The sequence below is a fragment of the Parafilimonas sp. genome (genome assembly GCF_051953455.1).
Taxonomy (GTDB): Bacteria; Bacteroidota; Bacteroidia; order Chitinophagales; family Chitinophagaceae; genus Parafilimonas.
On sequence record NZ_JBQCIT010000060.1, the window covers coordinates 1 to 12,760 of the forward strand.

7 protein-coding genes are annotated in these 12,760 nt (G+C 44.3%); all 7 read right to left on the reverse strand.

Annotation, left to right across the window (positions count from 1 at the left end):
- Window positions 1–595, reverse strand: a 595-nt coding sequence (locus tag ACTHN6_RS21035; RefSeq protein ID WP_440437752.1) for an alkaline phosphatase family protein, incomplete at its 3' end; no start/stop codon positions are given.
- A 237-nt stretch (window positions 596–832) separates the two neighbouring features.
- Window positions 833–2,401 (reverse strand): RagB/SusD family nutrient uptake outer membrane protein, encoded by a 1,569-nt coding sequence (locus ACTHN6_RS21040; protein WP_440437753.1) that lies wholly within the window; start codon window positions 2,399–2,401, stop codon window positions 833–835.
- A 20-nt stretch (window positions 2,402–2,421) separates the two neighbouring features.
- Entirely contained in the window at window positions 2,422–5,493 is a 3,072-nt protein-coding gene (locus ACTHN6_RS21045; RefSeq protein ID WP_440437754.1) for a SusC/RagA family TonB-linked outer membrane protein, read from the reverse strand.
- A gap of 135 nt (window positions 5,494–5,628) precedes the next feature.
- A complete protein-coding gene (locus ACTHN6_RS21050) occupies window positions 5,629–6,855 on the reverse strand; it encodes a metallophosphoesterase (protein ID WP_440437755.1) in 1,227 nt (408 codons plus the stop codon).
- 31 nt (window positions 6,856–6,886) lie between these two features.
- Entirely contained in the window at window positions 6,887–8,656 is a 1,770-nt protein-coding gene (locus ACTHN6_RS21055) for a RagB/SusD family nutrient uptake outer membrane protein (protein WP_440437756.1), read from the reverse strand.
- Window positions 8,657–8,668: 12 nt separating this feature from the next.
- Complete coding sequence (locus ACTHN6_RS21060; RefSeq protein WP_440437757.1) at window positions 8,669–11,824, reverse strand: SusC/RagA family TonB-linked outer membrane protein; 3,156 nt, start codon at window positions 11,822–11,824, stop codon at window positions 8,669–8,671.
- A 160-nt stretch (window positions 11,825–11,984) separates the two neighbouring features.
- Entirely contained in the window at window positions 11,985–12,716 is a 732-nt protein-coding gene (locus ACTHN6_RS21065; RefSeq protein ID WP_440437758.1) for an MIP/aquaporin family protein, read from the reverse strand.
- Window positions 12,717–12,760: the final 44 nt, after the last annotated feature.

The window sequence follows — 12,760 nt, forward strand, 5'->3', positions numbered from 1 at the left end:
TCTCTTCCCTGATGGTGCCGCCCCAGAGAAACAAACGATTTGGCCAGGTGCTTGTCATAGCCGATGCAAAATGCTGGTCGCAAACTGTGAAAGCGTCAGCCATTGCATAATTAAAGGGAAGATCTTCACGGGTGTAATGCCCGAGTGTAAGCGGCATATCGGCATATTTTTGATTGCCTGATCTTTTTGCATCCAGCCACTTATCGTACTTTCCCTGGTTATCGGCATCTACCTGGCTGGAACGAGAATGTGGCACAGAGCCCATCCAGGTTATTTTTGTATCGCGAATATCAAAGCGGAATGGCGAATAGGTTGCGCCTGCTTTATTGGTTTGCAGCCACACCAGATTTTTATCGGGCAACGTGATGGCTCTCGGATCATTAAACCCGCGAACGCCCCGCAGCATACCAAAGCAATGATCGAAAGAACGGTTTTCCTGCATTAGTATGACTACATGTTCTGCATCAAGGAAACTGCTGCCCGGCTGCGGGTCTATAGCAACGGCACGTGTAATGGAAGCATGCAGTTTACCGGAAAGGCCTGCTGCACTGGACAACATGATCGCATTCTTGATAAAGTTTCTTCTTGTATTCATGATGGATAGATATTGATCTGATTTTAATCAATAGAGTTTTTCATTTTTTACAGGTTCTTTTGCTTAGCTCTTTTTTGCGCACGTACAAAATACCTGGCGATAAAAAACACAATCAATACAATTATTATAAGTTGCACTAAAGCCCAAAGCAGCATTCCTGCATGTGGCTGAAGCAATTGGCTAAATTTCATACGCTTACAATCTACCTGGTAATAAAACGGAAATATACAAACACATTTAGTAACCGGGATTTTGCTCCAGCGCCGGGTTAAGATCGGTTTGTGCCAATGGAACAGGCCAGAAATAATCACGAGCAGCATCAAATGTTCTTACTTCTATCTGGCTGCCTGCATACGTTTTTATGGGTGCATTTAAAACCGTTTCTGCTGTTTTCCAGCGGCGTATATCATTGTAATATAATGCTTCGCCTGCCAGTTCAATCCTCCTTTCATGCCTTATAATTTCCCGTAGTTCTGCCTGTGTATATGTAGCGGCGATATCAGGCATACCAGCACGTTTTCTTACCGCATTAATGGCTGCATAAACAGATGCATCAGGGCCTGCCGCTTCATTCTGCGCTTCGGCATACATTAATAAGACGTCAGCATATCGCAAAACGATGAAATTGGTTTCTGACTGGCCGGACTTAAGATCAGACTGGCCTGAGGGTGCAGGGCCTTTATCGTAAATCGTATATTTTTTCATGCCAAAGCCTGTTACGGCAAAACGCTCGTCTGTAACGGGCACTTCCATTAAAGTATCACCTGGGAAAAAGATAGTTCCATACAGGCGCGAATCCCTGTTAGCATAAGGTTTGGCAGGATCATAACCCGAAGCAGGATCAGTGATTGGCAAACCATTATTCATTTGGTAAGCCTCTGCCAGGTCAAGTAAAGGAGCATTGGTATTATACTGTTTTCCAATCAGGTCAAAAGAAGTACCAAGGCCAGGGAAAATATATTGCACGTCGAAAATCACCTCTTCATTATTCTCATTTTGCGGAAGGAATAATTCACGGTAATTATCAAATAATCCGTAACCGGCTTCTGTAAAATCCATTACGGCTTTCGCGGCATCAGCAGCCGTTTTCCATTTTGCTGCATCGTTTGACGTATTGAATAAAGGGCTTGCCTCATACAATAAAATGCGGGCTTTTAACGCCAGTGCGGCGCCTTTGGTGGCCCGCCCAATATCGCTGCCTGCATATTTTGCCGGTAAAACCATGGCGGCACTGTCCAAATCTTTTATAATTTGTGCCACCACTTCTTCCCGCGGCGTACGTGGAAGATCTGCCTGCGTTTCAAGGTCCGGTTCTTCCAGAATCAGCGGCACATCGCCATAATAATTTTCCAGCATGAAATAATACAAAGCTCTCAAAAAATGAACTTCACCCTTCATGCGGGTTTTGGTATCTGCACTCATTTCCACCTGGTCAACATTTGCAAAAAAAGTATTGCAGCGGCCAATGCCTACATAACTATCGTGCCAGCGCTGGGCTATAATGCCATCATCATTGGATTGCTGGCGGCCTTCGGCAATTAAGTTAAAACCCATTGCATTGCTGTAATTATACGCATTGGGTGTTACGGTTTCTTCCCATAAAGGCGTAGCATCTCCGCCAAATAACCCATCAGTTGTAAGCGGGTTATAACAGCCGGATAAAGCGGCGTTCACAGCAGCTTCAGAGTTCCAGAAATTGCCTTCATTATATTTATCTGTTGGCTGCGTATCAAGCACATCTTTTTTGCAACTGCTTCCCGCTGCAAGCAAAATAAACAGTGCGGTTATAATTGTTATATTCTTCATCGGTATATTTTTTCGTATGATTAAAATGTAATGTTTATGCCACCGCTAACCGTTTTTAGCATGGGGTAATGATAAATGGTAGAAACATTAAGCGTTGTTTCAGGATCGTATCCTTTATATTTTGAAAAGGTGAGAATGTTTTCTGCATTCACGTAGATAGAAACCTTGCTTATTTTTATTGCCCTCAACCATTGCGAAGGCAATGCATAACTCAACTGTATGTTTTTCATTCTTAAATAAGAGCCATCCTGTAGCCAGAAATCAGAAGCCACATAATTGTCTTTATCCACATCGCTTGGCGTAACCTGCGGCAGGCGGGCATTGGTACGTTCCGGCGTCCATGAATCGGTCACCCATTCCCAGGTTGCATTAGCGCCGTTATTGAACGGAAAGGCAAGGTTGGCGGTTGGATAAATCTTCAACCCGGATACACCCTGGAAGAATGCATTCAAGGAGAATCCTTTATACCCGAGGTCCACACCAAAACCAAAAGTATATTTAGGTATCTGGGTAGAGGTGGATATGATTACACGGTCGTCGCTGGTAATTTTATTATCCCCGTTAATGTCGCGGTATTTTAAATCGCCTGCTGTTGTAGTAGCCGTTTGAAACGGGCTTTTATCCACTTCTTCCTGGCTTTGAAAAATCCCAATAGCATCATAAATGAAATAGGAATTAATAGGATAACCGGCCTGCGTAATAGTGGCAAGATTGGTATTATAGTTATATAAGATTTCGCCCTTTAAATCAACCAATTTATTCTTGTTGTAAGAAATATTACCGTTAAAGCCATAATTAAATTCTCCGATGCTGTTGTGGTATCCCAGGGTAAGTTCTACACCGGTATTTTGCATAGCGCCCACGTTCTTGCTTGGGCCCGACAACCCTATCTGGTCGGGAATATTTACCGCCCGCAGAATGTCGGTAGTATTTTTTTTATATACATCTATACTGAAATTAATGCGGTTCCTCAGCAGGTTTGCATCCAGGCCTGCATTGTAAGTGGTAGTGGTTTCCCAGGAAGTATTCGGATCGCTGTAAGCTGTTGCAGCTGCGCCTGAAGATAAGGCCCCGCCAAAGCTGTAATCCTGGCCAAGATTGATTGAATTCTGATAACTATACAATGCCACAGCCTGGTTTCCCAATTGGCCATAAGAAGCCCGGAGTTTTAGGAGGTCAAATACATTCTCTAAATGAAAAAACGATTCTTTATCAATACGCCAACCTGCAGATACCGCGGGGAAAAAGCCCCACCGTTTACCACTGGCAAAACGGGAAGAGCCATCATAACGAAACGTGGCTTCCAACAGGTATTTACCTTCAAAATCATAATTTAATCTGCCAAAATAAGAGGTTAATACATCTTTGGTAGAACTGCCGCTGATATAGCCTTCGTAAGGCAGTGAACCCGCACTTATAGCAGTTAATGTGCCGTCAAGATAACCGTATGAGCCGCTTGAAAAAGACCGGCTGTCAAAATCATCATAACTGCCGCCAACCATCACGTTAAGGTTGTGAACACCGGCAAAGGTTTTATCCCAGTCGAGCGTATTATAAAAATGAATATTGAGATCGTTATAATCTATTGCTCTGGAGCGGGGTGCGGTAGAAGGGCTGTTCCAGTTGGTAGGCGCTTCTGTTTTGGGATTGAATGTTTGCACCTGCGGTGTAAAATTCTCTAAAAGTCCGTCGTACTTATCGGCACCAAATTTTGCCCGGTAAGTAATGTTGAAAGGGAGCTTATATTCTGCAGAGGTGGTTGCCAGGAAGCGGCTTACTACTTTTTTGGCAAAACCGGTTTCAGCAATCATGCGTGGATTCTCCCAGTTATTTCTGCCCGGTGTGCGCAGCCAGGAATTACCATAACGGCCATCTGCCAGCGTATCTGTAAGAATGGGTAATGTACGGCTCAAATATTGCCAAAAGCTGTTATAATATGGCTCGTTATAATGGCGGTAATAGCCATCGAGGGTTAAGCCTATCTTTAAGCGTTTACTTACATTCATGCTGGCATTAACGCCCAGGGAATATTTCTTTTCCTGGTCGTTTGGCCCAATAATAACGCCCTTACGGTCTAAGTAACCCAGTGAAACCCGGTATTGATATTTATCGCTGCTGCCGGAAACACTTACATCATGTTTTTGAATCATGCCATTATCAAGTGCAATATCAAACCAATCGCTTGCAGGATATGTAAACGGATCGGTTTTCATTCCCTGTTCATACTCTGAAATTTCTTCATCCGAATAATCGTGCACTTTGCCAATATTTTCAAGGGCCTGGTTTTTCAGCTTCATATATTCAATAGGATCCCATATGGCATCGGGCATAACCGTTGGTTTTTGTATGCCGGTATAAAAATTATAATTTACTTTGGAGGCACCCTTACCGGTTTTTGTAGTAACCAGTATTACGCCATTAGCCGCCCTTGACCCGTAAATGGCAGCGGATGCATCTTTCAAAACAGAAATGCTGGCAATATCGGCCGGGTTTAATTCATCCATCGAATACTCAATACCATCTACCAAAACCAGGGGATCGTTGTCGTTCAGCGTTCCAATACCACGTATGCGAATGGTTGCCCTGTCAACACCCGGCTGGCTGTTTCCAAGATTAACAAACAATCCCGGTGCGCCATGTAATGCATTACTTACATTGGTAATAGGCTGGCCTTGTTTATCGGTCATATCTACCGTAGTAACCGCGCCGGTTAAGTTTACTTTTTTCTGCGTGCCGTAACCTACAACCACTACAGAATCGAGTGCGTTTACACTGAGCTCAAGGCTTATGTTGCCCAGGTTAGTACCGGTAACATTGATTGTTTTGGATGTATACCCGGTAAGGGTGAAACTAAGTTCGCTGCCTACGGCTGCACGTATAGTAAAAGTACCGTCATTTTTGGTGATTGTACCCGTTGACGAATTGACAACGGTTACCGTTACGCCCGCCAGCGGCGACTGGTCTGCGGCAGCAATAATTTTTCCGGTAACGTTTTGCTGTTGGGCATTCAGCGCAGAATAAGATAAAATGAAAAAGGCCAAGCTCACAAGCAAAGGCGTTAAAGCCCGCAATCGGTTTTTTGTTAAATACATAACTTCTTGTTTAAATTTTAATTGTATTTGAAACTTCGGTTTGAACAGTTTTTAATTAAATATGAATCATGTGATAAGGCCTTTGGCCAGCTTTTACGTGCAGAATTGCTGCACTACGTGACTTTGCGGCTTTATTTAGTGATGTTTACGGCTTTTCAAAGCAAGGTTACCTACCTCGGTACCATCATCTCTTAACATGAAAAGCTTTAATTCTTTGTTATTGGCATTTACTTTTATAATTGTTCTTTTTGTTTCCAGCGGCCCGCCGCCAATAACCAGCGGATAATGATGTGTAGCATCATCGGCCTGGTAGGTTCCATACCGGTGTGTATGGCCGCAAATCAGCAGATCAATTTTTCCTTTATTAAACAATGGATTGAATAGTTCCCTGCAATGCGTTGTTCCATGCCAGTCGCCGGAGTGATAGGGCGGAATATGCATCATTACCACCCGGAAAGGCGCTTTTTTGAAGGCAGGCGTTTCTATTTCCTTAGCCAGCCATCGCTGTTGTTCCTCGCGGTAAGCGTCAAAAGCGGCAAGGCCTCCATATTCTGCATGGTCATCTTCTTTGTCTTCCCCGGTATCTAGCACTGTAAAATGCACCGGACCCCGGGTAAAAGAAAAGTAATAGCGGTTATCAGGATTTTGGAAATAATCGTAATGGTTCCTGGCAAATACCCCACGCGTTTCATGATTACCTCTTGTGTATATGAATGGCCTTGTAGTACTGAAAATATTTCCCAGCGGCGACAGGAGATGATCAATCATTTGCTGCTGGCTGGTTTGATAATCAAACATGTCGCCATTCAAAAAAACAAAATCATATTTAAAATCTTTAACCAGCGAAAACAGCAAAGGAAACGAAGCCGGGCGGTCGTGTATATCATTCAATACTACCCAGGAAATACTGTCCTCATGCGTTTGCGGCGTGGTGAAATAATATAGTTCGCTCTGCTCGCCAGCGCCCCAGGTTAATTTATAAGGCTTAAAATCTGTGATTTCATGCGAGCATATCCTGTAACAATATTTGGTACCCGGCTGCAAGTCACTGAGCGTAATTTTATTAATATAATTCGCATCAACAAGGCCCAGGCTTGCATGAACAGCTTTTTCATCAGGAGTTGTTAGGCCATATTCTACCCAACTTTTGCAGGGCTGTCCCGTAATCCATACAATAGTGCAGGCGTTGGGGCTAAGGTTTTGCAAATAAGGCTTCGTGCTGAATAAAGATGCAGCTGCCGCCGCCGCCATCCCTTCCTGTTGTTCTCCGGCAAAATGGGGAACCGGCAGTAAACCCACCAGGCCCGCTTTTGTTATGTCACCGATAAAATGCCTTCGGTTATATGTTGTGTCTTTTTGCATATCTTTTATTATTAAGAAGAAAGCTAAAGTTTTAATAACCCGGGTTTTGCTTCAGCAGCGGGTTACGTTTCATTTCATCAAACTGGATAGGGAGGAAATACATTTTATCGTCCCATTTCCTGTTTTGAACAGAGATTACCTTGTATTTATAATCATAATAAGTGCTGCGGTCTGCACGGTCTGTACCCCTTACCGTGATTTCAATGCCACCGGCATTTTCATTCATTACCTGCGGGGCAATCATCCATCGGCGTATGTCGAAGAAACGGTGCTCTTCAAACGCCAGTTCTATGCGGCGCTCATTTCGATATTCATCCCTCAGCTGCGTACCTGTAACGGAAGCAGTAAATTCAGGCATGCCTGCCCTTCTTCTTATTTGATTGAGTGCATCCCGCGCTTCCTGCTCCTGTCCCAGCCCAATGCAGGCTTCAGCATAGTTTAATAAAATTTCGGCGTAGCGGAAAAACGGCCAGGGTATTTCCTGGGCAACAGACTTGTGATCATTAGTAGGGTCAACAAATTTGCGCAGGTAATAATTGGGATAACTTCCGTTCCAGTTTTCAATAGGGCCATTACGCGTATCAATGCCAGGTAACGTATCACCATTTGGTAAAATAAGGCTTTTAAAAGCCTGGACAACACCTACAGGATCATAAACCTGCCCGTCTGAAGTGCGTTGCTTCCATTTAGCGCCATCATAAAAAACGGTAGCATAAAAACGCGGATCCCTGTTTTCGTAAGGATGTGCTGCCTGTTCAGGATTACTCCAACTGAATTTAGAGCCATCTTTCATTTCATAGGCATCCACCATTTGCTGGATCGGTGAGTTTTCTCCGTATCCATGATAGCCATTTGGATTGAACCATAACCCAACATTGGGAGCGCCATTATTAATGCTGGTAAACCTGTTGAAAATAATTTCCTCATTGGTTTTAGTGAGGAAAATATTGGCGTAGTTATCAGCGGTAGAGTCGCCGGGTGCAGGGTTGGCCTTGTAAAGGTTATAAATATGAAGATCCATTACCGCCTTGGCAGCGTCACGGGCGGCCGTCCAATGGGCTTGCCTGTCCGGCGAAGTATAACCTGTTTCCGGCATATGGCTCGGATTAATATTATAGAGGTCGCTGGCCGCATACAATAAGACGCGTGATTTTAAAGCCATAGCCGCGCCTTTTGTAGCACGTCCCAAATCATTGCCTGAATAAGACTCGGGTAATAATAAAGCTGCGGAATCTGCATCGCTTACAATGAAATTAATGGTTTCTTCAAAACTGCTCCTGGCGATAGCCGTACTGTCTTCCAACCCGTAAACCCTGGTAATCAGTGGCACGCCGCCATTAACCCTCATCAGGTTATGATAAAAATAACCTCTTAAAAAATAGGCTTCCCCTCTTAATCTCTTCAACTTCTCCTGGTCTACAGAAGGGTCAACTGCGTTGGCGAGAAAATCGTTACACTGGCGAATGCCGGAGTAAAGCGTTCCCCATAACAGGTAGCTGAACCTGGAACCTCCCATAATATCCAGGTTGGATGATGTAATAGTGGACTGAACGATGGGGCCACCGCCGTTTGTCCACATAGCCTCGTCGTCCAAAGAACTTAACCCACTGGTAGAATTAAATTCACCCAGCCCGAGAAAGGTGTACATATTATTAACGTAGGCCTGCATGAGCGATACATCGCTCCACACTGCTGCACTTGTAATTTGGTTGGATGGCTTAATATCCAACATTTTATTACAACCTCCAATTACACTTGCAATGGCTATGGTTGCGGAAAGTATAAGCAAATATTTTTTCATTACGCTGGTTGTTTAAAAGGTTAAATTGAATCCGATATTATACACTCTTGTCTGGGGGTAATAGTCGCCGGCGGCATTGCTGGCTTCAGGGTCCATAATCTTAAACTTATCCCAGGTGAGCAGGTTATACCCGTTCACATAAATGCGGAAATCATTTATGCCTCCTAATTTTTTTAATAATGTATGTGGAAGACTGTATCCTATTTCTACAGATTTCAGCCTGATATAATCAGTGCTTCTTAAAAAGTAAGTATTGTTATTGGTTGTCCAGTAGGTATCTCCCCTGTCAAATGTCCGCGGGCCAGAATAGGGAGCGCTGCCTGCTGCGGTCATGCCCGTAAGGTCATCGGGGTCCGGCCGCCAGCGTTGGGATGCAAATTCCGCAAGGTAATTTCCTATATCGCCGGATTCGGTAGATACATATTGTACATCTCCGGCAGAACCCTGGAAGAAAATGCGGGCACTTAATTGTTTCCAGTTCAGCCCGAGGCTAATACCACCAGTCCATACCGGTGTGGTATTTTTATTAACGCGGATCCTGTCATCGGCATTAATAATCCCGTTACCATCTACATCTTCAAATATAATGTCGCCTGGCCTGGCGCCATTCCAGTGCGGGTAATCTTCCACCTGCTTTTCGTTTTGGAAAATACCAATCGCTTTATAATATAACCCGGTGCTTATTTTTTTTCCGGTAGATACCTGGTATGCCGGCGATCCGGGCGGTTCATCCCAGAATATAATTCTTGTGGTAGAATAACCGGCATTCAGCGAAACGTTGAAAGACAGATCTTCATTTAGCTTTTGGTTCAAGGTAATATTTCCATCATATCCCCAGCTTTTTACCTTGCCGAGGTTTTCTTTAGGAAGCGTAAGCCCTGTGCTTTGCGGTACAGAAGCATTACGGGCTATCAAAATGCCACTTCTTAGCTGGTTCCAGTAATCCACGGTAAATGAAAGCCTGTTTTTCAGTAATGCCCCATCAATACCAACATTGAACTGGTTGGCGCGCTCCCAGGTGATATAAGGATTGGCCACATACGTAGGTGCAATATTTTGCGCTATCTGGTCTATGCCCAATACATAACCGCTGCCAAACTGAAAGCCGCTATAGTATTGCTGGGCTTCCACCAGTGCATCCGGGTTCGTAATATCATTACCGGTTTTTCCCCATGAACCTCTTATTTTCAACTCGTCCACAAACGAAACATTGTTTTTAAAGAAAGGTTCTTCTGAAATTCTCCATCCCCCTGAAAAAGCCGGGAAAAATCCAAACCGGCTGTCTTCGGGAAAAAGGTAAGACCCATCGTAACGGCCCACAATCTGAAACAGGTATTTGTGCTGATATGCATAGTCAATCCTGCCGAAGTAACTTACCCGTGAACCTTTTGCGCTGGAGCCGTTGTTTGTCCAGTTTTCCTGGCTGCCGGCAAATAACTCGGAAATGCTGGTAGAAATATAATTGCGGCGAAATGCATTAAAAGTATTGTCGTTAAACCGCTGAGACTCTGCGCCGCCCATTAAAGTAATATCATGGTCACCAAAGGAGCGTTTGTAATTAGCCACTATGTTTTCCAGTATTTTTTGCTCCTGGTAATAATTTTGGGAAAGCGACGGATCAGTAGGCCCTGCGAAAAAGGCGGTCAGGAAACTCTCGGGATCCTGCATATCATTGTTTATGTAGGCCTGTTTGTCAAAAGTGTAAAGATTCCACGGCGTTTTCCACACCTTTACTTCCTGGAATTGTTTGTTATAAGACAATAATCCCCTTATACTTAAGCCTTCTACGCCGGGTATGGTAATATCCAGTGACAGGTTCCCGGTCATATAGTATCGCTGGTTATGATCGTAACCAGTGGCAGGGGTTCCGGTTACAACCGGTTGGTTGCCCCCTTCCTGGTCTGGCCCGGGGAGCCCATTCGGAAAAAAGGCCGGGTCTGTAGGGCGCCCTCTCATCAGCATACGAAATATCTGGCCTGCCGATACCGTGGGAAAGTTCCTGTCTTCTTTTCTGCCGCTTAAATTCAGCCCGATTTTAATGTTTTTGGAAACCTGGCTGGTAATATTACTCCTGATATTAAACTGGTTATAGCGGGTAGCGCTTTGCTTGTAATATCCATCCTGTGTAAGGCCGCCCAAAGAAAGAAAATAAGTGAGCGCAGCAGTTCCACCCTGTACAGAAAGATTGCCATTAGTTTGTGGCGATAGTTTTTTTAGCCCTTCGTTAAACCAGTCAGTACTTGGGTACAGCCAGGGATCCCTGTTGGGATCTTTATAAGCTTCTATTGTTTCTTTTGAAAACTGGGCAGTAGTACCATGGTAAATAGCTGCTTCATTCAGCATTTCCATATAATCAATAGCTCCGGCCATTTTCGGAATGCGTGAAGGCTGGTTATAACCCTGGTTTAAATTAAGTGTAACCTGGGCCGATTGATTTTTGCGGCCTTGTTTTGTAGTAATCAGTATAACGCCGTTAGCTGATTCAGAACCATATATGGAAGCAGTGGCATCTTTAAGCACGCTGATATTTTCTATATCATTAGGATTAATTCTTTCCAATATTTCACTTGGCGTGGGCACACCATCCACTACCACCAGCGGGGCATTGTTGTTCAGGCTGTGATTACCTCTTATCAATATGGAACTTCCGTCTGCACCCGGTTCGCCGCTTCCGTTTATGGCTATTACGCCCGGCAGCCGGCCTGCAAGCGTATTGGAAAAATTTGTTACGGGCGCTTCCTGCAGCGTTTTTACAGGAACGGTAGAAACAGCACCGGTTAAGTTTACTTTCTTTTGCGTTCCATATCCAATAACCACTACTGAATCAAGCGCTACAAGATCAGCTTCCATGCTTATTATGCCCAAATCACCCCCTGAAATTTTGATGGATTTTGATGCAAAACCAGTAATGGAGAAATTAAGTGTACTGCCAATAGGAGCGTTTATGGTAAAAGCGCCGTCCATACCGGATACTGTACCATGGCTGGAATTGACTACCATAACCGTAACCCCTTGTAGCGGCGACTGATCGGCAGCTGAAATGATTTTGCCGGTAATGGTTTGCTGTTGCGCATGAAGCGGATAGTGCAGCGTTGCCAGCATAATAAATGCTGCAAGCAACCTTAGCACATTCCCTTTCGTTACCAAAAGTTTGGTTTTGGAGTTCATAATGTTGATTTTTTAATAAACAGTTATAGAAATGGAACAATTAAGCTTTGATTTATCTCAAAAGCGGGAAAGCTGTTTTGGGTGACTTTTATTTGCCTGCATGCCCCCTTCGGTGTAAGATGCTGAATGTAAAGTTTGGAGATCATAGCTTTTGTTTTGATTAATGTTGTAAGAATAAATAAAGCGCCGCCGCAATAGCTGCGCCCGCAAAAGGACCAAGAACAGGTACCCATGCGTATTTCCAGTGGCTGCTCCCTTTATGTTTTAATGGTAAAAATGCGTGAACAATGCGCGGGCCGAGGTCTCTTGCAGGATTAATGGCATATCCGGTTGTTCCACCCAGCGAAAGGCCAATCGACCACACCAGCAATGCCACCGGCAGGGCGCCCAATGAACCCAGTCCAATGGGTGTTTTTGAATCGCTGATTTCGGCATTGGTAAAATAAAAAACCACAAATACCAGTACAAAAGTGCCTGCCACTTCGCTCATGAAATTGAAGGATAGGTTTTTGATGGCAGGAGACGTGCTGAACGCAGCCAACTGGGTTTCAGCATCCGGCGTTTCATCGAAATGATTCTTATAAACAACCCATACCAGGAATGAGCCGATCATGGCGCCGATTAGCTGGGCAGTAATAAAAGACAACACTTTTGACCAGGCGAATTTACCGGCCAGTGCCAACCCGATGGTTACGGCAGGGTTTAGGTGTGCCCCGCTGAAAGGCGTTGCAATCACCACGCCTGCAAACACTGCGAAAGCCCAGCCGGCGGTAATTACTATCCATCCGCCGTTATTACCCTTTGTACCTTTAAGAACTACATTGGCAACTACGCCATTGCCCAAAAGAATTAAGATCATTGTTCCGATTAATTCGGCGGCAAATTGAGACATGAGGATTTTTTTATGGTAAACAAATCGTTATGCTTATATTATCA

Coding starts and splice junctions, on each gene's coding strand:
- ACTHN6_RS21040 (WP_440437753.1), bottom strand. CDS start 2,401: ATGAAGAATATAACAATTATAACCGCACTGTTTATTTTGCTTGCAGCG.
- ACTHN6_RS21060 (WP_440437757.1), bottom strand. CDS start 11,824: ATGAACTCCAAAACCAAACTTTTGGTAACGAAAGGGAATGTGCTAAGG.
- ACTHN6_RS21065 (WP_440437758.1), bottom strand. CDS start 12,716: ATGTCTCAATTTGCCGCCGAATTAATCGGAACAATGATCTTAATTCTT.
- ACTHN6_RS21050 (WP_440437755.1), bottom strand. CDS start 6,855: ATGCAAAAAGACACAACATATAACCGAAGGCATTTTATCGGTGACATA.
- ACTHN6_RS21045 (WP_440437754.1), bottom strand. CDS start 5,493: ATGTATTTAACAAAAAACCGATTGCGGGCTTTAACGCCTTTGCTTGTG.
- ACTHN6_RS21055 (WP_440437756.1), bottom strand. CDS start 8,656: ATGAAAAAATATTTGCTTATACTTTCCGCAACCATAGCCATTGCAAGT.